Origin of the sequence: Tamlana sp. 2_MG-2023 (genome assembly GCF_030548465.1) — a bacterium.
Taxonomy (GTDB): domain Bacteria; phylum Bacteroidota; class Bacteroidia; order Flavobacteriales; family Flavobacteriaceae; genus Pseudotamlana.
Map to the genome: position 1 here is coordinate 203,035 of NZ_JAUOSF010000004.1, position 22,235 is coordinate 225,269.

At 36.4% G+C, this 22,235-nt stretch carries 23 protein-coding genes and 1 other RNA gene; 10 read left to right on the plus strand and 14 right to left on the minus strand.

The features are described from left to right. Nucleotides 1–23: 23 nt before the first annotated feature. Nucleotides 24–872 (plus strand): hypothetical protein, encoded by an 849-nt coding sequence (locus tag Q4566_RS08310; RefSeq protein WP_303420166.1) that lies wholly within the window; start codon nucleotides 24–26, stop codon nucleotides 870–872. A 278-nt stretch (nucleotides 873–1,150) separates the two neighbouring features. Here the strand turns inward: Q4566_RS08310 and Q4566_RS08315 are convergent, their stop codons facing one another. Further along, nucleotides 1,151–1,930, minus strand: a complete 780-nt coding sequence (locus Q4566_RS08315; RefSeq protein WP_303420167.1) for an SDR family oxidoreductase — start codon at nucleotides 1,928–1,930, stop codon at nucleotides 1,151–1,153. Nucleotides 1,931–1,943: 13 nt separating this feature from the next. Further along, nucleotides 1,944–3,164, minus strand: coding sequence for an NAD(P)-dependent oxidoreductase (locus tag Q4566_RS08320; protein ID WP_303420168.1), 1,221 nt, complete (start codon nucleotides 3,162–3,164; stop codon nucleotides 1,944–1,946). 600 nt (nucleotides 3,165–3,764) lie between these two features. Between Q4566_RS08320 and ssrA the strand changes: the two genes are divergently transcribed. Next, nucleotides 3,765–4,159: a transfer-messenger RNA gene (gene ssrA / locus Q4566_RS08325) on the plus strand. Nucleotides 4,160–4,366: 207 nt separating this feature from the next. On the opposite strand, the gene Q4566_RS08330 is transcribed toward ssrA, so the two are convergent. The 3 genes from Q4566_RS08330 to Q4566_RS08340 are packed head-to-tail and all read right to left on the minus strand — an operon-like array spanning nucleotide 4,367 to nucleotide 7,696. Then, nucleotides 4,367–5,215, minus strand: a complete 849-nt coding sequence (locus tag Q4566_RS08330) for an SDR family oxidoreductase (protein WP_303420169.1) — start codon at nucleotides 5,213–5,215, stop codon at nucleotides 4,367–4,369. 4 nt (nucleotides 5,216–5,219) lie between these two features. Beyond that, complete coding sequence (locus Q4566_RS08335) at nucleotides 5,220–5,519, minus strand: SemiSWEET family sugar transporter (RefSeq protein WP_303420170.1); 300 nt, start codon at nucleotides 5,517–5,519, stop codon at nucleotides 5,220–5,222. 38 nt (nucleotides 5,520–5,557) lie between these two features. Next, nucleotides 5,558–7,696 carry a catalase gene (locus tag Q4566_RS08340; protein ID WP_303420171.1) on the minus strand — a complete coding sequence of 713 codons (2,139 nt, stop codon included), beginning with the start codon at nucleotides 7,694–7,696 and terminating at the stop codon, nucleotides 5,558–5,560. A gap of 255 nt (nucleotides 7,697–7,951) precedes the next feature. On the opposite strand from Q4566_RS08340, the gene Q4566_RS08345 reads away from it, so the two are divergent. From Q4566_RS08345 to Q4566_RS08365, 5 genes are all read left to right on the plus strand, one after another. Next, nucleotides 7,952–8,425, plus strand: coding sequence for an MgtC/SapB family protein (locus Q4566_RS08345; RefSeq protein WP_303420172.1), 474 nt, complete (start codon nucleotides 7,952–7,954; stop codon nucleotides 8,423–8,425). 241 nt (nucleotides 8,426–8,666) lie between these two features. After that, on the plus strand, nucleotides 8,667–8,831 hold the full coding sequence (locus Q4566_RS08350; protein WP_303420545.1) for a lmo0937 family membrane protein: 165 nt from the start codon (nucleotides 8,667–8,669) through the stop codon (nucleotides 8,829–8,831). 13 nt (nucleotides 8,832–8,844) lie between these two features. Continuing rightward, complete coding sequence (locus tag Q4566_RS08355) at nucleotides 8,845–9,300, plus strand: response regulator (protein ID WP_303420173.1); 456 nt, start codon at nucleotides 8,845–8,847, stop codon at nucleotides 9,298–9,300. Nucleotides 9,301–9,310: 10 nt separating this feature from the next. Then, on the plus strand, nucleotides 9,311–9,880 hold the full coding sequence (locus tag Q4566_RS08360; RefSeq protein WP_303420174.1) for a hypothetical protein: 570 nt from the start codon (nucleotides 9,311–9,313) through the stop codon (nucleotides 9,878–9,880). A gap of 37 nt (nucleotides 9,881–9,917) precedes the next feature. Continuing rightward, the gene (locus Q4566_RS08365) at nucleotides 9,918–11,162 is read left to right on the plus strand and encodes an APC family permease (protein WP_303420175.1); all 1,245 of its coding nucleotides are present in this window, start codon (nucleotides 9,918–9,920) and stop codon (nucleotides 11,160–11,162) included. 2 nt (nucleotides 11,163–11,164) lie between these two features. Here Q4566_RS08365 and Q4566_RS08370 read toward each other — a convergent pair whose 3' ends face one another. From Q4566_RS08370 to Q4566_RS08385, 4 genes are all read right to left on the minus strand, one after another. Then, nucleotides 11,165–12,064, minus strand: a complete 900-nt coding sequence (locus Q4566_RS08370; protein ID WP_303420176.1) for a succinylglutamate desuccinylase/aspartoacylase family protein — start codon at nucleotides 12,062–12,064, stop codon at nucleotides 11,165–11,167. A 144-nt stretch (nucleotides 12,065–12,208) separates the two neighbouring features. Further along, the gene (locus Q4566_RS08375; RefSeq protein WP_303420177.1) at nucleotides 12,209–13,261 is read right to left on the minus strand and encodes an ATP-grasp domain-containing protein; all 1,053 of its coding nucleotides are present in this window, start codon (nucleotides 13,259–13,261) and stop codon (nucleotides 12,209–12,211) included. 2 nt (nucleotides 13,262–13,263) lie between these two features. Further along, entirely contained in the window at nucleotides 13,264–15,114 is a 1,851-nt protein-coding gene (locus Q4566_RS08380; protein WP_303420178.1) for a flavohemoglobin expression-modulating QEGLA motif protein, read from the minus strand. 341 nt (nucleotides 15,115–15,455) lie between these two features. Continuing rightward, entirely contained in the window at nucleotides 15,456–16,106 is a 651-nt protein-coding gene (locus Q4566_RS08385) for a flavodoxin family protein (RefSeq protein WP_303420179.1), read from the minus strand. Nucleotides 16,107–16,271: 165 nt separating this feature from the next. Here Q4566_RS08385 and Q4566_RS08390 point away from each other — a divergent pair, with 165 nt between their 5' ends. Continuing rightward, nucleotides 16,272–16,718: a hypothetical protein gene (locus Q4566_RS08390; RefSeq protein WP_303420180.1), complete on the plus strand. Its 447-nt coding sequence runs from the start codon at nucleotides 16,272–16,274 to the stop codon at nucleotides 16,716–16,718. 70 nt (nucleotides 16,719–16,788) lie between these two features. On the opposite strand, the gene Q4566_RS08395 is transcribed toward Q4566_RS08390, so the two are convergent. Continuing rightward, entirely contained in the window at nucleotides 16,789–17,277 is a 489-nt protein-coding gene (locus Q4566_RS08395; RefSeq protein WP_303420181.1) for a ferritin-like domain-containing protein, read from the minus strand. 249 nt (nucleotides 17,278–17,526) lie between these two features. On the opposite strand from Q4566_RS08395, the gene gntA reads away from it, so the two are divergent. Both gntA and Q4566_RS08405 read left to right on the plus strand, forming a co-directional pair. Next, nucleotides 17,527–18,213 carry a guanitoxin biosynthesis heme-dependent pre-guanitoxin N-hydroxylase GntA gene (gntA, locus tag Q4566_RS08400; RefSeq protein ID WP_303420182.1) on the plus strand — a complete coding sequence of 229 codons (687 nt, stop codon included), beginning with the start codon at nucleotides 17,527–17,529 and terminating at the stop codon, nucleotides 18,211–18,213. Continuing rightward, entirely contained in the window at nucleotides 18,210–18,803 is a 594-nt protein-coding gene (locus tag Q4566_RS08405) for an urea carboxylase-associated family protein (protein ID WP_303420183.1), read from the plus strand. The genes gntA and Q4566_RS08405 overlap by 4 nt, the downstream gene beginning before the upstream one ends. Nucleotides 18,804–18,880: 77 nt before the next feature. Here Q4566_RS08405 and Q4566_RS08410 read toward each other — a convergent pair whose 3' ends face one another. The 4 genes from Q4566_RS08410 to Q4566_RS08425 all read right to left on the minus strand — a co-directional run bounded on the left by Q4566_RS08410 (nucleotide 18,881) and on the right by Q4566_RS08425 (nucleotide 22,116). Next, complete coding sequence (locus Q4566_RS08410) at nucleotides 18,881–19,063, minus strand: hypothetical protein (RefSeq protein ID WP_303420184.1); 183 nt, start codon at nucleotides 19,061–19,063, stop codon at nucleotides 18,881–18,883. A 19-nt stretch (nucleotides 19,064–19,082) separates the two neighbouring features. Next, nucleotides 19,083–19,385 (minus strand): ribosome hibernation-promoting factor, HPF/YfiA family, encoded by a 303-nt coding sequence (hpf, locus tag Q4566_RS08415; RefSeq protein WP_303420185.1) that lies wholly within the window; start codon nucleotides 19,383–19,385, stop codon nucleotides 19,083–19,085. Between the two features lie 167 nt (nucleotides 19,386–19,552). Continuing rightward, nucleotides 19,553–19,948, minus strand: coding sequence for an EF-hand domain-containing protein (locus tag Q4566_RS08420; RefSeq protein WP_303420186.1), 396 nt, complete (start codon nucleotides 19,946–19,948; stop codon nucleotides 19,553–19,555). A 77-nt stretch (nucleotides 19,949–20,025) separates the two neighbouring features. After that, the gene (locus Q4566_RS08425) at nucleotides 20,026–22,116 is read right to left on the minus strand and encodes a thioredoxin domain-containing protein (protein ID WP_303420187.1); all 2,091 of its coding nucleotides are present in this window, start codon (nucleotides 22,114–22,116) and stop codon (nucleotides 20,026–20,028) included. Between the last annotated feature and the right edge of the window lie 119 nt (nucleotides 22,117–22,235).

Below are 22,235 nucleotides of genomic sequence, written 5' to 3' on the forward strand. Positions count from 1 at the left end.
GACATACCCTGCGCCCCATTCACATGACCCTAAAATCTGTTCTAGGCTTAGCCTTTCTATTCTGTTCTCTCAACCTATTAAGTCAAGAAACAGCACCAAAATACACCGAAACTAATAAAGGAAAATTCTTTTTTAGCTGGGGCGGAAACCGTGAATCCTATTCAAAATCGGACATCACTTTTAGAGGTGACGATTACCATTTCACTATTGAAGATGCAACCGCACACGACAAACCTAAAGGCTGGCATATCGATTATATTAATCCTTCACGCATGACCATACCACAAACCAATGCTAAAATTGGGTATTTTGTTTCAGACAACTATACCATTTCCATTGGCTTAGATCATATGAAGTATGTCATGGACAGGAATCAAACACGAAACGTTAATGGCTATATTGATTTACCAGACTCTGAAATAGGGTCTGTTTTTAACAATACTTATAATAACGAAGCTTTTTTTGTTTCTGAAAGTTTTTTAATGTTTGAGCACACCGATGGGCTCAATTACATCTACACTGAATTTGCTAGATTTGACGATATCTCGAAATTATTCAGGTTACCCAATACCGATAAATTTCAAATCAATTTAACCGAAGGTTTAGCTGGAGGTATTTTACTACCTAGAACCAATTCAACTTTACTGCAAAAAGACCGTTATGATAATTTCCATTTGTCAGGATTTGGAGTTTCTGCTCACGCCGGAATTAACTTGACGTTCTACAAGCACTTCTTTATCCAGCTCGATTTAAAAGGCGGCTACATCAACATGAGTGATATTAGAACAACCTTAAGTCCGTCTGACAGTGCTTCTCAGCATTTTTTCTATTTACAACGCGTTGTCGCTTTTGGTGGGATATTTAGAATTTAATTATTTGGGCACATTTTTAAGGTTTAAAGTTTAAGGAAACAGCCAGAGGCTATTTGTGAGTTTAAAACACCTTAAAAACCACGCTTTCCACTATATCTTTTTTTGCCATTGGTGGCAGCAAAAAAAGGATGCCGCTGCAATCCCTTGTGTAGCTGCATGGACAAAAATTAGTATTTCTTAACTCTGTGCATTGACTGTAAAATAAAATATTATTGGTCGAAAACACCTCTGTAATCCACTCAAGGGTTGGACACCCCTATAATCCTCGTAAAGGGATATTAATCTTCCCGATTTTTTTGCTGAATGGTTCTAACAATATGAGAAGCTGTTCTTCTAGGCAAAAACCTTGGAAGAATAGCCAAAAACTTATTAAAGGTCCCCGGAATGGCATACGATTTCCCTTGGAGCATTGCTTTGTAGCCATATGCAGCGACTTCACTGGCCGTGCCCATATTGAATTTTATTTTATTGTCTTTCGTGTTTTCTGAAACGGTTTTCTGGAAAGATGTTTGCGTAGGTCCTGGGCATACCGCTGTTACCGTAACACCTGTACCTTTTAGTTCGTTAGCAATAGCTTCAGAGAAAGACAACATATACCCTTTGGATGCATAATATATAGACATAAGCGGTCCTGGTTGAAAAGCGGCTAAAGAAGACATGTTTAGAATTTTACCCGAGCCGCGTTCTACCATACCTTTCAACACCAGTTTGGTTAAGTGCGTCGCGGTTAAAATATGCACGTGTAACATGGCCGATTCGCGTTCCCAATCGGTTTCAGCAAACGTACCAAACAAACCAAACCCTGCATTATTTATAAGCACATCAATAGGCTGGTTTCCTAAATCGCTCATAATTTCGTTAGAAACGTTAGGTACTCCTAAATCTTTAACTAAAGTGATTACCTCAACATCAAAATCTTTTAATAAACTCGCTTTTGCTTTAGCTAGCGTTTCAGGATTTACATCTACCAAAATGAGTTTATATTGATCTTTTGCTAATAAAATAGCCAATTCATATCCTAATCCGGAAGCTGCGCCGGTTACTAAAGCTGTTTTCATCCTTAATTGATTATCAAAAGTGTTCGTTTCCACCTACATAGTCCTGCAGATATTTAAAACGTTTGGTTAATTTGCCGTTTTCGGTAATTTTTGCACGACGCAAAATACCATCTTTATCGTTATTAAAAAAGGCCGGTAAGATTTCTTCCAAAAAAACTTCACCAAAACCCTCACTTGCATCTTTTGGCAGTTCGCATGGCAAATTACTCACGGCCATCACTGCAATAGCATTTTTATTTTTAAAATCGGTTTCTTGTCCTGTTTTTGGGTCATAACCATAAATAGGTGCTTCAATATTAGAGCTTCTAAGGGTTGTGGCTAAGGGGCCATTAACATCACAACTGATATCGGCCACGACTTTAATATTGAATGCTGAAGACTGTACATCTTCCTTAGTGTAAAAATACGGTGCGCCTTCACTATAAAAATGCCCGGCAAATAATAAATCAGCCATCCGAGCAAACTTCATAAAATCAGATTCATAATCTTGCGGGTTTTCATAAAAATGAATCTTATTAAACACAGTCTCGGCTTTATGTTTGTAATAGTCGCCTACGTGAATTTTACAATATACGGGTTCGTGAAAAGTATTATTTAAAAAGGCATCAACAGAAACCGCTTTGATATGCATGACGTCTAACATGGCCTCCACACCCTTAGCCACGCGCCCATTTCCTGTGGCTAGTATTTTTAGATTTGGCAGTTTTAGTTTTTTTAAATGGTATAACAAATCGTGTTGATCATTTAATTCACCTGCTTTGTGTAGTTGCCAAGTATCGTATTTTAAGCCCCAAGTTCTTAATCCGTTATAGGTACCAACGATACCAGCGTATTTCCCAAAACCAAGTAAACGCTTTCCTTGGCTGTTCACCATGGTTTCAAAATCAATGAGCGTGATATTTTTATCTAAAACCGCTTTTAAAAGTGAACGGTTATGTACTTGTTTTTTTATGGTGTGCGAAAAGAAAAGATAAGTTTTATTCGGAATAAGGGCTTCCACCGGAACTTCTTTTATGCCGATAAAAACATCACAGTTGGAAACTGCACGAGAAACCTCAAAACCTGCTTTTTGGTAAGCTTCATCTGAAAACACACGAATATTGGAAGCTTCTATCTTAAAAACAACCTGAGGAAATCGTTGCTTAGCGGCCAATAATTGTTCAGGCGAAAGCACCACACGCCGGTCGGGCGGGGTTTTCCGTTCTTTGATAATGGCGATTTTTAACTGATTCATAGAAATCTTCTTTAAATAGCTCGTATGCTAGACTTCTACTAATTTACTCATTTATATACTGATGTGGTTTAAAATATTGAGCTGGTTTTATCATTTTTTAGAGGTTCATAGTGAGTTTCACATGCTTTAGTTCAGCTTAAAGTAAAATGTCAAACCGCAGTCGAGATTGGTTTCTATTGATACCTAAACGTTCTGGACTTCGAAATCATTAACGTCATCAGACCCTTCAGGTTTTAAAAACCTGAAGGGTCTATAATCAGTTTATACTATAAGCTTATAACTACTTTTCTATATCTTTTTTTAAGAGAAACATCAACAAGAGCCCGTATTTCAACCTGACAACAAGAGAATTGGCATAGCTTTTGAACAATTAGTAGTGGTTTTTAATGGCAGTAAGAAGTTTTTTAATAACTTTGCCGCCCGCGTTAAGGATTGTAGCGGCATCCTTTTTTGTGCTTGTTGTCATGTTGAATGGAAACGAATTCAAGATATAGAAATGTATAATAAGGTACTGAATCAAGTTCAGCACAAAAAAGATATAGCGGAAAGCCTGACCCGATAGGGAAACGCCAAAATAAAAATTACTATTTCAATAATAATGGGGTCGACTGGTTTTGACAGCGAGATTAATTGAACGGTAAGCACGTCGTGTAATGGCATTGAAACACGTAAAAGGCTAGACCAACTTTTAAACGGCGAGAATAACTACGCTTTAGCTGCATAATTCGAATTATAGTAGAATTGGCCTAGGTACACAAGGTGTACAAGCTTTATGTCTCCGGAAAGCCTTGATTGACGGCGTTCCATTTTGAGGCATCGTAAATGTCAATATAGAAAGTGAAGCGCTTCGATTTGCTTTCGAAACTAAAGAAGATAAGTTATAAATAGGTTGTCTTTAACCAGCTTATAATCGAAAACCCAAGAAAAGAATAAACGTGTAGAAAGCCCTTTGGTTACTTGTTTGGACGAGAGTTCGATTCTCTCCGACTCCACAACAAAAAACCGTAAACATTTAACTGATAAATGTTTGCGGTTTTTTATATTATTCTTATTTATCTAGCAACCGTCTATGAGTATTTATATACTATTCTATTTATTCCTCTTCAATTAAAAATAAATAAGGGAACTGTAATCTTTAAAACGTAGTTAAGCAACTAGCCATAAATAAAATCAGGCAATAAAGCATCGGACTGCACCCCAAATTAACCACCTATAATTTCTCCGCCGTTAATATGAATGAATTGCCCTGTGATGTAGCTGCTATCTTGACAAGCTAAAAAAACGTAAGCGGGACCTAACTCGCTAGGTTGTCCAGCACGGCCCATAGGGGTATCTGTACCAAAATCGGATAAATCATCAAAAGAGGAGACCACCAAGGGTGTCCAAATCGGACCAGGAGCAACGCCGTTTACTCTTATCTTTTTATCGGTAAGCTGTGCAGAAAGTGACCTTGTAAAACTAACTATAGCACCTTTGGCACTAGAATAATCTACTAAATGAGAACTCCCACGATAAGCGGTTACTGAACTCGTATTAATAATTGAATCCTGTGCTTTTAAGTGTTTTAAAGCCGCTTGTGTGAGATAGAAAAACGGATAAACATTGGTTTCAAAAGTATCTTTTAATTGCGATTTACTAATTTCTGAAAGTGAATTTTTAGGAAAATGTGTGGCATGGTTATTCACTAGCACGTTGATTTTCCCAAACTTAGTAACGCATTCCTCGACACAGGCTTTGCAATTTTCTTCACTTGATAAATCTGTTTTAATGAGCAAACACTCCTGCCCTTCCTGTTCAACCTGTTTCTTAATAGCTTCGGCATCTTTACTTTCTTCTAAATACACCAAAGCAATATGAGCGCCTTCTTTTGCAAAATGTAAAACGGCACTAGCTCCAATACCGCTATCGCCACCTGTGACTAAAGCTACTTTCCCTTTTAGTTTTTCTGAGCCTTTATAATCTTTGCGTATGAGTTCTGGCTCAGGGTGCATTTTATGTTGATCGCCAGGTTTACGTTGTTCTTGATCTGGAAATTTATTTGGTTTACTCATAATTTTATACGTTTAATTCATTCGTAGTTTTCTCTTCTTTTTTCTCTTCTGATGGCGATGAAATCATGATATAAAGCATGATGCCATTAAACAAAAGAGAGATGGCATTACAGATTATAATAGGCCAATCTCTCTTTAAAATACCATATACCACCCATAAGGCTACACCTAGACACAATATCGAAAACATTAGCGGACTCACATCGGCAACCGATTTGCGCTTTACCGCTTTAATGATTTGAGGTAAGACGGCAACCGTTGTAAAAATGCTTGCTAATATGCCAATGATTTGTACGGTGTTCATATAATTTACAGCCTTATCTATATTTTTTAAAATCCTGATTATACAGGTATATCAGCTATAACATTTAATCTGTCCCAGTTTCTATGTTTAGAAATAGCTTCTATAAAGTCATTCGGCTTAGCGTCTATAAACACAGCTGTGTCATCTAAATAATTTTTAACTAAACTGTCATTGATTAGATTTTTTCCTTCATGACTAGCTGCGATAGCTTTGCAATGTTTAAAGCCTTCATTTATAAATTTTATAAACTTTTTATTACCCATAAGCGCATCTACTGAAGCTTGACCTCCAGGGATATAAATGGCATCGTACAACACACTTTCAGTAGTTGAAATAGCAGCAGACACTTCATGCTTCATGTCTTCAGAACAGGTTACCGTTCCGCCATGTGGTGCAACAATTTTCACTATGGCGCCTTCCTTCTCTAGGGCTTCTGAAAACATTTTAAAATCACTCATATTAAAACCATCGGCAGCTAGAACCGCAATCTGTCTAGTCGCTATCGTATCAAACACGGTATTTGCTTGACTTAAAGTTGGTGCTTGGTCTAAATATATTTTCTTAGCCTTAGGCTGAAATTTTTCAACATCGGCATCAGCACCTATTGATTGATTTATAGGTTGCTCTACACTTTCAGGTACTTGAAGCCCTAAATTCTTAGCTACTTTTTCAGCTAAGCTTTCATCAATTTGACTCACAATCCAAAGCATGCGCTCTTGAATGTGCGTTTCCTTACATTTCCCCAATTCAAAACTATAGGCTTCCACAACGTGTTGCTGCTCCCAATCGGCTAAACTTCGGTAAAATAATGCTGGCTGAGAAAAGTGATCGCTAAAGCTTTCGCTACGCGTTCTAACTTTTTTAGCATCAATACGTTCTTCATAAGCTGTAAATCCGCCTTCTGCCATTTTAGCCAAATGCGGACAACCACCACCAATACTATTTGGGAAATAAGCGGTTTGTCCTTTCGGAATTTCGGTTTGCATTAAACCGTCTCGTTGATTGTTATGTGTTTCTGTAACCGGTCTATTTATTGGTATTTGATGAAAATTTGGTCCGCCAAGACGAGATAATTGCGTATCTCGGTAACTGAATAAACGACCTTGTAACAGCGGATCGTTAGTGAAGTCTATACCTGGAACAATATGTCCTGGCAAAAAAGCAACTTGCTCGGTTTCGGCAAAGAAATTTTCCGGATTACGATTTAAGGTCATTTTCCCTACAATTTTTACAGGAACCATTTCTTCTGGAATTAGCTTGGTAGGATCTAGTAAATCGAAATCGTATTTATGTTCATCTTCTTCTGGTACAATTTGTAAGCCTAACTCCCATTCTGGAAATTGACCAGCATCAATAGCATCCCATAAATCACGACGGTGAAAATCGGAATCGGCACCGCTAATTTTCACGGCTTCATCCCAAGTTACAGAATGCACCCCTAATTTAGGTTTCCAATGAAATTTCACAAAATGTGATTTTCCTTCCTTATTAATTAATCGGAAAGTATGTATTCCAAACCCCTCCATCATTCTCAAACTTCTTGGAATACCACGATCACTCATCAACCAAATTTGATTATGCATGGTTTCGGTCGCGTGAGAAACGAAATCGTAAAAAGTATCGTGCGCTGAAGCCGCCTGCGGAATTTCATTATTAGGTTCTGGCTTTACAGAATGCACTAAATCTGGAAATTTCATGGCATCTTGTATAAAAAAGATAGGCATATTGTTTCCTACCAAATCCCAGGTTCCTTCATCGGTATAAAACTTAACAGCAAAACCACGTACATCGCGCGCTAAGTCTGTTGATCCTTTTGAACCTGCCACGGTTGAGAAACGTGCAAAAACAGGTGTTTTCCTTTGCGTATCTGTAAATATTCCAGCTTTAGTGAACTCCTCCATACTCTCATATAGCTCAAACACACCATGTGCACCACTTCCTCGTGCATGAACGATACGCTCTGGGATACGTTCATGGTCAAAATTGGTTATTTTCTCACGTAACAAAAAATCTTCTAATAAAGTTGAACCACGCTCTCCTGACTTTAAAGAGTTGTTGGTATCGTTTACTTTTAACCCCTGATTGGTGGTCATAGTTTTTCCTTTAGACTCTTTGTAGTGAGCTTCTAAATCTTTAATTTTCTTTGATTGTTCCTGCTGTTTGTTTGTTTCTCCCATGTTGTTGTGTCGTTTAATTTTCTAAAATCAAGATAATCGGTCATTCATTAAAAGAATGACCCATCGAAAATGCAATTTTAAAAAGAGAATTATTAACACATATCACGAAATAATTTGCTCTAAAGATTTGTAGACCAAATATTTGCTTCTATAAATAACTTTCACGAAAGTGAGAGTTTTTGAGTTCATTTTTTCTTTAATCCAACACGCTTGATTGAGCTTCAAACAGTAATTTAATTTCCGATTTTTCACGTTATGACCAGGTTACTATTCATATTAAACATACTTGAATTAGAAAGCAATAGTTATTTTGATTTCATGATATCCATTGTGCTTGCCATGGTGGCTGGTTTTTGCGTTGGATTAGAGCGCCAGATGAAAAACAAAAATGCGGGGCTAAAAACTTACGCTCTAGTTTCGGTAGGAGCAGCCATCTTCACAAATATTTCTCTTCAGTATATCGGTATTGAATATGTTGATTTAAGCCGAATTATTGGTCATATTATAGTAGGTGTTGGTTTTTTAGGTGCTGGTGTCATTATCATTAGAGATCATAAAATAAAAGGCTTAGCTACTGCTGCAACCATTTGGTGCAGTGCGGGTTTAGGCTGTATGGCTGCTCTTAAACTCTATATTGAATTGGTAAGTGCTGTAGTGGTTATTGTAATCATCAATATCATTTTTGGCTATTTGAACCACAAAATCGAAAGAAAAAATAAACCAGAATAATACCCACACATCTCTACAGATGTTAACACTAGCAAAAGACCTATTGAAACCTATATCTAATAAACCTGTTAATTTAAAAACTATTCTTTTACGTTAAAACTTAGAACTGTATCGGATTGCGTCAACATAGCACAGCTATACAGTTAACAATCTTTACGCAAACACTTTAACTTTATCACACCTAAACCTACTAACTATAAAAACTAAACTTAACACAATTAATATTTTTTAGATTGCTATGATGAGAAACATTTTATGGTTTGTCGCTGCTGTCTGTATTCTCACCTGGATATTAGGATTCTTTGGTGTGATCACTGCACTTGCAGTAGGCGGGCTTATACATATACTTTTAATAATAGCCTTAATTGCTATTTTGAACAATTTAATCGATAGAAGAGGGCTTTAAAAATAACATAAACATGAACTTGCCAGAACAATTATTAGTTTATTTAGCCGATGACGATGAGGATGATCGCCTGTTATTTGTAGAGGCTTTTGAAAATATACAATCAAGCATCCAAGTGGTTACTTTCGACAATGGTGTCACCTTGATGGATAACCTTTTAAATCCTTCAAAGCCAGGACCGCATGCCATTTACTTAGATCTCAATATGCCCTTAATGAATGGCATAGAATGTTTAAACGATATCAAGCTTGAAGAAAAACTTCGAGATATCCCAGTATTTATATACTCGAATAACATTGACATTTCTGTAGTTGATGAACTGCAAAAAAAGGGAGCTAATCTCTACATACAAAAACCCAATTCCTATGAAAAATTAATTGATGTTCTGCATAAAAGCCTTAAGCATTTAAAGTCCGGAAATGCTCCTATACCAAATCACAAGTTTATTTTAATTGATGAATACAAATAATTTGTAAAAATTGAAATTATCAAGACACAACATACAAGCTTTATCTGGTGGTCTTGTTGCTACGCTCATCGTAGGGGCTGGAGCCTTCATACTCGGCTCGGTAAGCGGTTATGAAGCAAAACAGTTATTAGAAGGTTCTTTGTCGGGCATAAATACTTTGTGCAATACGGTTGTATTAGCTTCGGCTACGATTTTAGCCTTGTTACTCACCTTATTAAGTGTCAGCTCTAATACAAAATCTAAGCTCACCGACGATCATTATAGGCACATTTTAACGATTGCAAAAACAGACACCATCGTGTTAGTGACTTCAATGATTATTTTCCAAATTTTTAATATCCCTATTGCTGAAGCCGATAGCGTACCTCAATCATGGTTTACTATTGTTTACTATTTAAGTTTGGGGCTGTCTGCTATTGTAAGTGGTGGCTTAATTGTAGTCGTACTAATGCTTTATTATACAGTGGCTAGCATTATCAAAATTGTTGGTTTAGGCATAGACGACCATCCATTCCTTTATAATGATGAAGATAAAGGTAATAGCAAAAATAAGCACTCAGAAAAAGCAGACGATAGCTAAAGGATAATCACTAAAAAGACTTGCAACCAATTAAAACATGAGCAAAACAGACTTAAAAAGATCACTCGGATTTTGGGATATATTAATGTTCGGCATTGGAGGTATAGTTGGCGCAGGTATTTATGCGATTATAGGGCAAGCCGCAGGTTTAAGTGGCAACATGCTTTGGTTAAGCTTTGCTATTGCTGCTATAGTGGCTTTACTAACCGGGCTTTCCTATGCTGAGTTTGTAAGCCGATTTCCCGATGCTGGCGGAAGTTTTGAATATATAAAACAAAGCTTTAACGAACGTACCGCATATTTTATCTCTGTTTTTATGATTTTCACTGGCGTAGTAGCCCCGGCTGCTATTGCCATTAGTTTTGCAGAATACTTGAGCCGCTTAACAGATATTCCAAATACCATAGCTGTTGTGAGTATTATCATTTTAATGGCACTTTTAAACATCTTAGGTTCAAAATTTAGTTCTTATTACAACACTATTGCGACAATTATCACCTTAATAGGCTTAGGAGTTGTGATTGCATTTTCCATTCCCGATTGGGGATCAGTAGCTCCGTTTGATTCTGGTGATGCCGGTTATCTTGACATATTAGCCGGTTCTGCTTTAATATTTTTTAGCTATGTAGGTTTTGAAGATTTGGTTGGCATGGCCGAAGAAACCAAGGACGCCAAAAAAGTGCTCCCTAGGGGCATATTGTTAAGTGGGGTTATTGTGCTTGTCATATACGTTATGATTGCCATCAGCGCTGTAAGCACCTTTAGTGCCGAGGAGTTGGCTCAAAAAAAAGGACCTTTAGCTGCAGTAATTAGCTCGCAATGGAGTGCCTTAGGAGGAACAATCTTAGTTATTGTAGCCCTTTTTGCAACCAGTAAAACCATTTTAAGTAATCTCTTGGGTACCTCGAGACTTCTTTATGATGTGGCACGAGATAGTAAAATCTCTTGGCTGAAACACTTTACCACACTCAAAGGTTTTGGAAAATCTACACCCAACTACGCGATTGCCGCTCTGGCTATTATTACCATAGGATTTGGTCTTATTGGCAACCTTAAAACGGTAGCTTCTATCAGTAATATTTTTATATTCACAGTTTTTGGTATGGTAAACGTTGGCCTTATAAGATACCGGCTAAAACACAAAACCGAAAACGACGAGCCTTCAACTTTTAGAGTGCCTCTGAATATAAAAAACGTCCCACTACCTACTGTTTTCGCGATACTCACAATCATAGTCTTATTCGGATTCAACATCTACAATTTAGTAAATGGAAATGGTTAGGCTTAAACTATTTTAATAGAATCAATAACAAAAAAACCATCATTCCCTTTAGATTGATATAAGGGCATAAAAATATAAGCATCGCAGGTACTTCGCACTTCCTTACCGTTTACTATAGCTAGCAACTCGCTTTGCTTAATCGGCTGAAAATTCTCAAATCCTGGTACCATTTTAAAATCATCATCAGGCTTTAATCCAAAACGGGTTATAATTTTAAAGGTTTTTTGATTTTGAGTCACGTTTAAAGTTTCAGTCACGGCTTCTGGTTTTTCATGAAGATCTTCAAAATTCAAACGACAAGCCTTTTCTAATCCTAGCCAGATCATCCCTTCATGATAGATATTACTTTTCAAACTTTCATGTTGACCAGCTTCAACCACAAACCCGGTGATGCCTCGCGCAGTCATATACCCATCAAAGGTGCCTTTTACCATATCGGAAAAACCAAGAATTTTATTGATAGGAAATTGTTCGGCCCATGACAGGTTACCTCCTATATCTTGCACCGACATAAAAGGCAAACTGGCCGATGATGTGGTATGGCAATCAATAAAATACTTTTGAGTCCAAGATTGCTCTTGAAGCTGTTCTAAAATTTTCACAACTTCAAACATCTCGCTAATCTCATGGCTTTGTAAATCTTCAAAGGTGAGTTTATTAATAGTCCATGCTCTATTCAAATCTTCGTTGATATACCGTACTTTTTCGTTTAAGGCCTTGAGGTTACCAATAATCCCCACAAAGGTCCCTTTTATTGTGGGTTGTTCGCGATTTAGAGTTTTAAACACAGCTTCTAGCGCTTGTACGCCGCTAGGTTCATTACCATGAACTGCAGCAGTAACGATTAACAGCGGACCTTCATTTCCGCTAGTATATTTACCAACTATTCTTTCTTTTTTCATCTATAAATGTTAAAATCTTGATTAATAATGCCCAGACCCCTTGCTTTTAGCACTCAAAAATTAAGAGCAACTAAAGGCTAGAGAAAGGCTGTACTTACTTCCGTAGAAACAAATAATATGCACTACCATTGATGTGAATTAGAATTAGTCCATGGTAGCCAACACTTTGTTGGGAAGCTTATTTTTATAAAGTTTTTTATATTCGATTTTACGTTCTATGGCCTCGATCACCGAATTAGCAAAACAAGGCAGTCCAATACGTTCGCAGTAATCTAACCCGCCCGGACTCAAAACATTGATTTCAATTAATTTATCTTCAACAATATCAAGTCCTACAAAAAACAACCCGTCTTTAATAAGCTTTGGTGCTGTAACCTCAACTATATGCTGAATCGCTTTTGTATATTTTGTTTTCTTAGGTTTAGCACCCAGCGCTAGATTACTTCTGAATTCATCTTTATCGCTATTTAAGCGTCTGATTACCGCTTTCTCCCCATTTTCTTCTAAGACTTTACCATTCATAACGATAACACGTACGTCTCCTTTAGAAACGCCTGGAAGAAATTCCTGTGCAATAACATAGCCTCGACTCGTAAGGGATTCAAAAATTTGATTGAGATTTTTCTTGTCTTTTCCTATGAGGTAGATATTTTGTCCGCCAGAACCTTCCAAAGGTTTTAAAACCATGCGTTTTCCAACCTTTTCCCAGAATTCTAGAAGGTCGTCCATATTTCGAGTAATTAAACTATCTGGTTTTATTTCAGAAGGTAATTCTTCAAAATAGAGCTTATCAATATAGGCGTGAGACATAGCAAAAGCATCGTTAAGCACGAGTACGCCTTCTTGCTGCAGCATTCTTGCGAAGGCGATGCCGCTATGCTCTGCCCATTGGCGATGACCAGCTTCTTCAGTGGGGTTATTTCTTAAAAATAAAACATCTAGATCTTCACTTGTGATGACTGTTTTTTGACCACCCTGATCCTGTACTTGATTCCAAAAATCATCTACAGTTTTATACGTTAATTTTTTATTTACTAGCAAACACCTTAATTGCATAGGTGTATTTTGTTTAAAAATAAAATCACCTACACCCATAATGTATAGGTCATGCCCTCTTTCATGAGCCTTTCTCATGAGCACCACAGATGTTCCCACCGGCTCGGCTTCAATAGCGCTTAATACAAAACATATTTTCATAATTATATCATTTTTGAAATGGGCAAGCCCTGTTTAACTTTATTTATTCGATCGTTAAAGTTTTTATTTTCTATATATCTCGGAGTTATTTTGGGTGGTATAACAAGACCTCGGTCTTGAAGGTCCTGAATTAAATTAATGTGGTTTAAGGCAAATTTTCCGTTTAATAGTGGCAAGAGCTCTCCACCATCAATGAGATAGTTTTTAAGACTCACCAAACCTTCTAGGTAAATAATATCTTTTAAAAACCCCCCGCCTTGAAACATTCTAGAGGTAATATTAAAAGCCCTTTCTTTAGTAAAATCATATTGAGAATACAGCTGAAAAAACATTTCGTGAAAATCGGCTCCATTGATGAGCGCTGCTCCTGCGACCACACGCCCCGCTAAGGTTCGTAGCCTGTTCCCTGAGAGCCCACCACTCAAATACTCGCTCAACACAGCAATACCTTCTTGTAGAGCATCGTAGTTAGCTAAACCAGAAGCTAATTGTGTTAAGGGTTGTTGTTTTCCGTTATAATAAGTCAGGGTATGTGTCCCTATCTCATGTTGAATTAATGCTTTTGCTTCTGTTTTATTCATGGTGTAATCTGATGGCAAATACAATTCACCGTTAGACACCATCATCACATTCACATCGTCTCTGATATAAACTTTAGACTTAAATTGACTGTCTTGAGATTTGAAAAACTCGTATTCTTCATACGCTAAATCTCTAAATTCTGAAGTCCCTATTACAGACTCTTGAGACTCCTCTTGAACCTCCTCTATATCTTGAAGGATGCTTTTTGCTTCAGAAATTAGATTTTTACCTAAACCATTATACAAACGAATACTACTGTATAGAAAATCTTTCGATCCACGCTCTTTCAGCATGGTAAGCTCTTGATCTATTTCTGCTCGTTTTTCATCAAATAAATGAGAGATGGCCGGATCGTCAATTTCGTCTATACGTAAATCATAAAGCCTTCTTTTTAAAATATCGGGATCAACAGGCAATAACCTATAATGATAACGATCTAGCTTTTTAAACTGCGACTCAAAAAACTTGCATCTTATGGTTTGAATATTAACTGGAGCTACTAAAAGTAGAAACTGATAACTGGTTTCTATGGCTGTGAGTTGCTTGTCTATTTTGAAAACCTCATCGCTAATGGTACGTCGTCCTAAGGCATTATAATTTGCCAAAGTTGAGGTGGTTTGCACACGAACGAACTCAAATACAGCACGCTGTATGGCCTTTATAAATTGGTCCTTAAAATCTCTAAAATATACCGGGTATACTGAACCGTTCTGATCTTGATAAACCGGAGGCACCTCTAAACCAATAAGGGTTGTACCCCGTTGTTTAATTTCAGCCAAATCCAACAAGGGCTTATCATTAACAATGTGTCGATTTTTAGTCTGTTCAATGCGTACGTTTAACTTCACATTGTATTGCTGCGACTTTATTTTAAGTAGTTCGGTTTTTAATACCTGTAGCGACACCGGGAGTTTATGTGCCGGCCCTCTCACCACAAACGACTGACTTCCAATAGCTCCTTTATAAATTTCAACAATGATAAATGAACCAAATTTTGAAGCCATTAAAGCGGTTAAATCTTCTACAAAATTTTTATAATAATAAAAATCGTCTGTACCAATAATAAGATATGAGGCGCCCCCACGTACGAGCCTATCTGTTGCAACTTCCTTATCTTTTTTCCGGTAAATTAGTAACGAAGGCACATCGTGTTCTAGAAAAAGGTAGCCACCATTAGGAAGTGCCGTTACGGTTCTCTCCCCTTCGGAAAGCTCTGGAATAAGCTCCTTTACACTCCGTTTTAAATCATGGGGTTGTTCAGATTTAGACATATTATATTTACTTTATTTTCATTATTATTTGTTCATTGGTTGTGCCTGATCACGCGCGTTCTACACCGAATCTCTAGCACACCCCAAACACAAAAAATAGACTTCCAACAACTTATAATTATAAATTTATTAAACCCCCTTCTTTTTAAAGTGCCTAAAACAATTGTTTGTTAACTCAAACAGATACCCTATTTTAAAACGTTGATTAAGCCCTATTGATGAGAAACCCTCTAAAACAAAACCAATAATCCAAATTCTGAATTATCATTTATTTTAGAGGGTTTGTAATTTTAGCAAGAATGCCCGATTGGAGTCATGAGCAGTTTTGCAATATCTGGTAATTATTTACTCATTTTCTTTGCTTGCTCTTCCAGCTGCTTAACATGTGTTGCATATGGATTACCTTTTAAGACTTTAGCCAAATGCACCATATTATGAACCATGAGCAACATGCAATTGTTGGTAAACTCGTGTTTATCTCCTTTAGCTTTGATATAGCTTGGTCCTGGCCCCGCTTCACCTACATAATAGGAAAAGGCATTAACGGGAATAGAAAACCCTTGTTCAGAAAAATCAAACAATATACTTGAAATGGCTTTTTTTGCGCCGTCCTCGTTTCCATCAACTAGAACGCCGGCCACTTTGTTATAAGTAGGGAATTGACCGTTTTTATCATTACCTTCGGTCATAATACCATCAAGGCGTTCGCCCACTAATTTGGCGACCGAACTTCTATCGCCCCGCCATATTGGTGTAGCCAAAACTACAAGATCGGCTGCCTTTATTTTTTTTAGAATATCTGGCCAATCATCATTTTCGCCTTCATCAGATGAAACTCCATAAGCCACGTTATGGTCTACAACCCGAATAGTTTCAGTCGTAACATCTAATTTATTAAACTCTTTTTCGGCATGTTCTATAAAGGCCTGAGTGTTTGATGTTTCAGGAGATTTCTTTAAGGTACAATTTAGAATTACTGCTTTTAATTTCATACGTTTTGTTTTTAGGTTTATTTTCTGTTTTATTGAGTTAAAGCTTCTTAAATCAAGCCATTACTTTAGTACAAAGAGAGGTGATTCGTAATTTAAACCAGTACACTTGTAGGTTTCAGGTTTTAAAATCGATAACTAATTTTTACTAACGCTTAAGAATAATCTATGTCTATTTTAAATATTTTACTTATAAATACTGCGGCTGTCATGCTCATGACCACTTTTACTTATTTTATATCTTACATAAAAAAAACAAACTTTGGAGAGCCCGAACTACTCACACAGTTAATAAATCGTGGTCCCTTTACAGGTCAAACCAAATATGGTATTTGGATTGGCTGGGTATTACATTTTATCATGGGCTTCGTTTTTCTCTACGGTTACTTTTATCTTAGAAGTTTAGTCGCTTTAGAATCTGAAATTCTTTGGGGTGCCGTTTACGGGCTATTTGCTGGAATTCTTGGAGTTATAGGATGGACTACCATGTTTACTCTGCATCCTAATCCTCCAAAGGTTCCAAGACTTCCTTTCTACCTACAGCTAATTGGTGCACATATTGTATTTAGCATCACGATTTCAGTCTATTTATCTATCACAATCGCAGGTATTTAACAGATTAGAACCTAATAAAAAAACTGCCCACAAACAAGCACTGTTATTTACGGGCAGTTTAATAGAGAAACTATCTCACTTTTGCTTTAGTGTTAAGTCTTCCTTCCGCGAGTTTATCAAGTTTATTATCTGCCTGATATTCTTCGTCTAAAGTTTTTTGAAGTATCGTTGCGATTTCATCAAATCCTAATTCTTTAGCATAGCGTACCGCCGTACCATAAGCAGAAATCTCATAATGCTCGATGCGTTGAGCTTCGGCAATTAGGCCAGCATCCATAACGGCTTTGTCTCCAACTTCATCGATAAAGCTTTCGGTTTCTTGAATCAAACCTTTCATAGCTTTGCAGGTCTCGCCTGAAGTAGAAATGTCAAGCGCATTACAAATTCTTTCAAGTCGTTGCTTATGCTCTTTTGTTTCTTCTAAGTGGGCTTCAAAAGCATTTTTTAAGTCACCGTTATTAGCTCGTTTTCCCACTTTAGGTAGCGCATCGAGCAACTGAGTTTCGGCACTGTATAAATCTTTCAATTGATGTTCAAATAAATCTTGTAATGTTTTCATAATTTCAAAGTTTAAGTTTTGTTTGATAAAATTATTTTTTTAATACCTGAACTATTGATCTGAAAGATGAAATTCTTAACACAAACAGAATTAAAAGGTTAGCCGTGTTTTTTTTGAGTTAACAAAAGAATGTTTTACGACGTATTTACCTCTTTTAACTTCCTAATTTTAATTTAGAAAACATAAAAATCAATAATAAAAACCTTAGTCAACATCTTTAGGAATACTGATTTTTCAAACAACAAAGTCATGAACATTTATGAGAAACCGAGTCACACAAACATCAAGGCTATTGAAAAAAATTTTAGAACATTTATTCTAGAAAAGAAGCACCCGTGTTTAATGGCAAAAAGTGTATTTAAGGCAGATAATTACCACTTGAAAACATATGCTGAAATGAACAGTTCACAAACAGCTAAGCTGCTACTAGAAGATTTAGAAAACTATATAGTGCAATACGATTTTGAGTCCAATCATTTCGAATCCTTTATTGCGGTTTTCCCTAATGATTCTTTTGAAGATGAAATCACTTTTGAAAAAAACTTATGGCACCTACTCCAGTTACTACATGACCATGATGACTGTGCATGGGATCCTGCTGTGAGTGATGATCCCAACGATTCTAATTTTAGCTTCAGCATTAAGGGTGAGGCCTTTTATATCATTGGCTTACATCCTAAAAGCTCTAGATTGGCTAGGCAAAGTCTGCACCCAACATTGGTTTTCAATTTGCACTGGCAATTTGAACACTTAAGGGAAATGGGAAGTTATTCAAAAGTAAAAAAGAAAATACGCAAACGAGATAAAAAAAGACAAGGGAGCATCAACCCTGTACTAAAGGATTTTGGAAAAGACAGCGAAACCAAACAGTACAGTGGCAGAGCCGTTGAAAAAGACTGGAAATGCCCTTTTCACACCAAATCACAATTAGTATGAAACACATTAATGTTATTGAAAAACAAAGCGGAAAGGCTTTCGAACTAAAAAAAGGAGAACGTCTTACGGTCATAGACCCCAATGGTGAACAAGTAAGCGACATGGTTATTTTCAACCAACATGATTTAAAAGAAAAACTATCTTCAGGAAAAAGTTTAGACTTTGAAGAGTCTATATTACTCACTAAAGGAAATTTCTTGTGGAGCAACCGTTCAAATAAAATGGTGGAGATTTTAGAAGACACCAACGGTAGAAATGATTTTTTACTCGCGCCATGCAGTCAAGAGACCTTTGAAATTATGTATAACTATGAAGGTGACCACCCCAGCTGTCAAGATAATTTAAGTAAAAGTCTAGTACCTTTTGGCGTCGATCCAGATGACATCCCTACGGCCTTTAATATATTTATGAATGTGCAGTTTAGTGAAAATGGCAAGCTTAGGGTGCTCCCGCCTACCTCAAAAGCCGGAGATTACGTGACTTTTGAAGCCAAAATGGATTTACTGATTTGTTTAACCGCCTGTTCTGCCGAAGACAGTAATGGCGGCTCATTTAAGCCTATTCATTTTAAAATTATCCCCAGGGAATAAAAAAAGCTTTCTAAAAAGTACCCTGTATTGTCAGATGTTACTTTTTAGAAAGCTTTTAATTTAAAGAAGGGTATTATTTAACCGTACACCTTAGTACCATCGCTTAGTTCAGCACCTTGATCAGACACCTGTGGTTTGCTCTTTTTACTTTGAAAATAATAGTAAGTTAACAGACCTAACTGAACTGCTGTTAAAAAAATTTTCGTCTTTCTTCCTGAGGTCGCCAACTTGGCGAGTCCTAATATTTTACTTGAATTCATCTTGTTTTTGTTTTAGTTATTAATAGGTTTTCATCTTTTCCTTTCGCTTGCGCAATTGGCGCTCTAATTCATTTATAGATTCAGAAACCGAGTTTCTAAAGTCGTCATGACTGGCCTCTGCAAATAAACGTGGACCAGGAAGACTTAACCTGATATTACAAATTTTTCCCGTCTCGTCTGAAGTGGTGTTTTCTGCTTTAATAAAAACATCGGCACGAATAATCATATCATATTTTTCGCCCAAATTTTCAAGTTTCTCTTTAGCAAAAGCTTCTAAAGCATCGCTAGCATCTACATCATGATATTCAAATATAATTTGCATAATTTATGTTTTAGTTCATTAGCTAATTTAAAGGCTTTATGCAACAAACACGTCCCTTAACACACAAAGGTTTAGCTCAAAAAAAGTTAAAGCAATTACTATTACTTTTGTGATTTCAGACAGCATAAGACACTATGCCCTCTTAATGGTTTTTGAATGCAGATGAATTAATATTCACGGTCAAATTCGTTTTCATCCAAGGTACCGTCATTGTTCTTATCGAACTCCTTAAACATACCTTGATTAATTTCATCTTTCGTTAATTTATTATCGTGGTTCATATCGTAACCAGAAAAGTAATTGGAATTAGCCATGTTGCTGTAGTATTCAGCAGAAGAAATTGCTCCGTTCTTATCGGTATCAAACTCATTATAATCTTTACTTCTAATGTAGTTTGTATATCTTGTGGCTCCTACTTTCCACTCTTGGCTCGATAGCTTATCATCACCGTTGGTGTTAATTTTATCGAAAGACTTTATATAAAAATCTACGTTTGTAATTTGCGACTGACCGTCTAACCATTCTTCTGCTCGATCTGTGGTATTAAACGCTTTCAAATTCATGGTTCCATCTTTGTTAGTACCATAGTCTTCAAAAGCTCTGTAAATACTTGATTTACAAAACTTATTATCTTAAAGTATTAATCATTTAAAATTAATTGGATAGCCTTCTCAACCTGGGTTTGTGGTGCTTTACAACTTCCTTTTTCACACACATAAATATAGGTTTGATTGTCAACATGCTTATTTTCTAACAACGGTAATTGACTTTCCGAACGTGCTCCTGCGTAAATAACATTTGGCAGGTAATATTGTTGCAAGGCACTTATTTTATGTTTAACATTTTCACCTGAAACAACAACTTCATAGAAAGATTTTGTATAATTCTGCATTAACCCTAACCATCTACTATAATTTGAAGGTGATAATAGAATATCGTTACTCATATTATGCAACATCTGATTAGCCTTTTCTGAATAGGTATCGTCATGATAATACAAACTTAACGCAAACAAATTATGTGCCAAAACAGCATTAGATGAAGGTAATACTCCGTCTACGGTTTCCATTTTTCTTATAATCAATGAGGCATCTAAATCTGATGTAAAATAGAACATTCCTGAGGCGTCATCATAAAAGTGGGCCAAAGTGTAATCCATGAGTTGCTTAGCTTCCATAAGCCATTTTTCATCTAAAGATACTTCGTACAACCCTATTAGCGCTTGAATTGTTAGCGCATAATCTTCGGCAAACGCGTTAATGGAACTTTCATTATTTATGTACACACGGTTTAAACCACCTTCCTGTTGCTTCTGAATATTAGTAAGAAAATCAGCTATCTTCATGGCCATTTTAAGATGATTGGGATCTTGAAAACTACGATAAGCATCGGTGTAGGCTTTTAATGTTAATGCGTTCCAACCGGTTAAAGCTTTATTATCGGTTCTTGGTGGTTTACGCTTATCTCGTACTTCTAAGAGTACTTTTTTCCATTTCGTAAGCTTTGTTTGCAATTTATCGTCTGTAAGACCTGTTAAGTTTGCTACATCGGCATGTGATTTATTTCTATAAAGCACATAGTTATTATTTTCCCAAGCACCTGTTTCATTGATGTTAAAATAGATTTTAAAGGCTTCAAAATCATCTCCTAAATAGTGTTTTAAAGCTTGTTTGTCCCAAACATAATATGCTCCTTCCTCTAACGCTCCCTTTTCGGTATAACTATCGGCATCTAGCGCTGAGTAAAACGCTTGTTTTCCATCGAAAAAATCCCGTTCTAAACAAGCTAAAGTCTCAAAAACAACTTGTTTAAACAGTTTATTTTTATGCGTTAAATATTTTTTAGAATACACACTAACCAACTGCGCGTTATCATATAACATTTTTTCAAAATGAGGAATGTGCCATTTCGCATCTACCGAATATCTAGAAAACCCACCTCCAATATGGTCGTAAATTCCTCCATAGGCCATTTTTACTAAGGTATTTTCAACATGATTTTCTACTACTGTATCTTTGTTTTGCGTAGCATAACGTAATAAAAAACTCAAATTATTAGGCAACGGAAACTTAGGCACTCCTTCTTCACCACCATCGATTCTATCAAAGTTTTCTTTCCATGTTTCTACAGCATCAACAATTATGTTATTCTGGAATTCGGATGGGTTCGTGTTTAATGTTATTAAGTCTGATTCTTTTATGCCTTCAGTAAGCTGATCTGCATAAGCAACCGCTTTGTCAGGATTTGTTTCATACAATTCAGAAAGATCTTTTAAAATTTTCATCCATTGCTCCTTTTCAAAATAGGCACCCCCAAATATTGGTCTCCCATCTGGTAAAGCAATACAATTAAGGGGCCATCCACCACTTCCTGTTAGCAACTGCACGGCATGCATATAAACTTGGTCAATGTCTGGTCGTTCTTCTCTATCTATTTTAATGTTAATAAACTTTGAATTCATTATTGCTGCCACAGAATCATTTTGAAAACTCTCCTCTTCCATAACATGGCACCAATGGCAAGCGGCATAACCTACAGATATCACTATAAGTTTATTTTCCTTTTTTGCCAAATCTAAAGTCTTTTGACTCCAAGCTTTCCAATTAACAGGGTTATGGGCGTGCTGTAATAAATAAGGACTTGATTCATTAATTAAATCGTTAGTATATTTATGTTTGGATACGGCCTTCTTCTTATCCGAACATCCGCATAGAAAAAGCGTGAGAAGCATTAAACTGAAAAAAAAATACCTTTTACAACAGGACATGTATATTTTTTGTTTGTATGGATAAATATACATTATTAAATGAATACATATATTTGACATTAAATTGGAATTTAGGTCAACAG

Coding starts and splice junctions, on each gene's coding strand:
- Q4566_RS08345 (WP_303420172.1), top strand. CDS start 7,952: ATGACCAGGTTACTATTCATATTAAACATACTTGAATTAGAAAGCAAT.
- Q4566_RS08340 (WP_303420171.1), bottom strand. CDS start 7,696: ATGGGAGAAACAAACAAACAGCAGGAACAATCAAAGAAAATTAAAGAT.
- Q4566_RS08335 (WP_303420170.1), bottom strand. CDS start 5,519: ATGAACACCGTACAAATCATTGGCATATTAGCAAGCATTTTTACAACG.
- Q4566_RS08365 (WP_303420175.1), top strand. CDS start 9,918: ATGAGCAAAACAGACTTAAAAAGATCACTCGGATTTTGGGATATATTA.
- Q4566_RS08330 (WP_303420169.1), bottom strand. CDS start 5,215: ATGAGTAAACCAAATAAATTTCCAGATCAAGAACAACGTAAACCTGGC.
- Q4566_RS08355 (WP_303420173.1), top strand. CDS start 8,845: ATGAACTTGCCAGAACAATTATTAGTTTATTTAGCCGATGACGATGAG.
- Q4566_RS08385 (WP_303420179.1), bottom strand. CDS start 16,106: ATGAAATTAAAAGCAGTAATTCTAAATTGTACCTTAAAGAAATCTCCT.
- Q4566_RS08390 (WP_303420180.1), top strand. CDS start 16,272: ATGTCTATTTTAAATATTTTACTTATAAATACTGCGGCTGTCATGCTC.
- hpf (WP_303420185.1), bottom strand. CDS start 19,385: ATGCAAATTATATTTGAATATCATGATGTAGATGCTAGCGATGCTTTA.
- Q4566_RS08420 (WP_303420186.1), bottom strand. CDS start 19,948: ATGAATTTGAAAGCGTTTAATACCACAGATCGAGCAGAAGAATGGTTA.
- Q4566_RS08395 (WP_303420181.1), bottom strand. CDS start 17,277: ATGAAAACATTACAAGATTTATTTGAACATCAATTGAAAGATTTATAC.
- Q4566_RS08380 (WP_303420178.1), bottom strand. CDS start 15,114: ATGTCTAAATCTGAACAACCCCATGATTTAAAACGGAGTGTAAAGGAG.
- Q4566_RS08320 (WP_303420168.1), bottom strand. CDS start 3,164: ATGAATCAGTTAAAAATCGCCATTATCAAAGAACGGAAAACCCCGCCC.
- Q4566_RS08370 (WP_303420176.1), bottom strand. CDS start 12,064: ATGAAAAAAGAAAGAATAGTTGGTAAATATACTAGCGGAAATGAAGGT.
- Q4566_RS08425 (WP_303420187.1), bottom strand. CDS start 22,116: ATGCTTCTCACGCTTTTTCTATGCGGATGTTCGGATAAGAAGAAGGCC.
- Q4566_RS08405 (WP_303420183.1), top strand. CDS start 18,210: ATGAAACACATTAATGTTATTGAAAAACAAAGCGGAAAGGCTTTCGAA.
- Q4566_RS08375 (WP_303420177.1), bottom strand. CDS start 13,261: ATGAAAATATGTTTTGTATTAAGCGCTATTGAAGCCGAGCCGGTGGGA.
- gntA (WP_303420182.1), top strand. CDS start 17,527: ATGAACATTTATGAGAAACCGAGTCACACAAACATCAAGGCTATTGAA.
- Q4566_RS08350 (WP_303420545.1), top strand. CDS start 8,667: ATGAGAAACATTTTATGGTTTGTCGCTGCTGTCTGTATTCTCACCTGG.
- Q4566_RS08310 (WP_303420166.1), top strand. CDS start 24: ATGACCCTAAAATCTGTTCTAGGCTTAGCCTTTCTATTCTGTTCTCTC.
- Q4566_RS08315 (WP_303420167.1), bottom strand. CDS start 1,930: ATGAAAACAGCTTTAGTAACCGGCGCAGCTTCCGGATTAGGATATGAA.
- Q4566_RS08410 (WP_303420184.1), bottom strand. CDS start 19,063: ATGAATTCAAGTAAAATATTAGGACTCGCCAAGTTGGCGACCTCAGGA.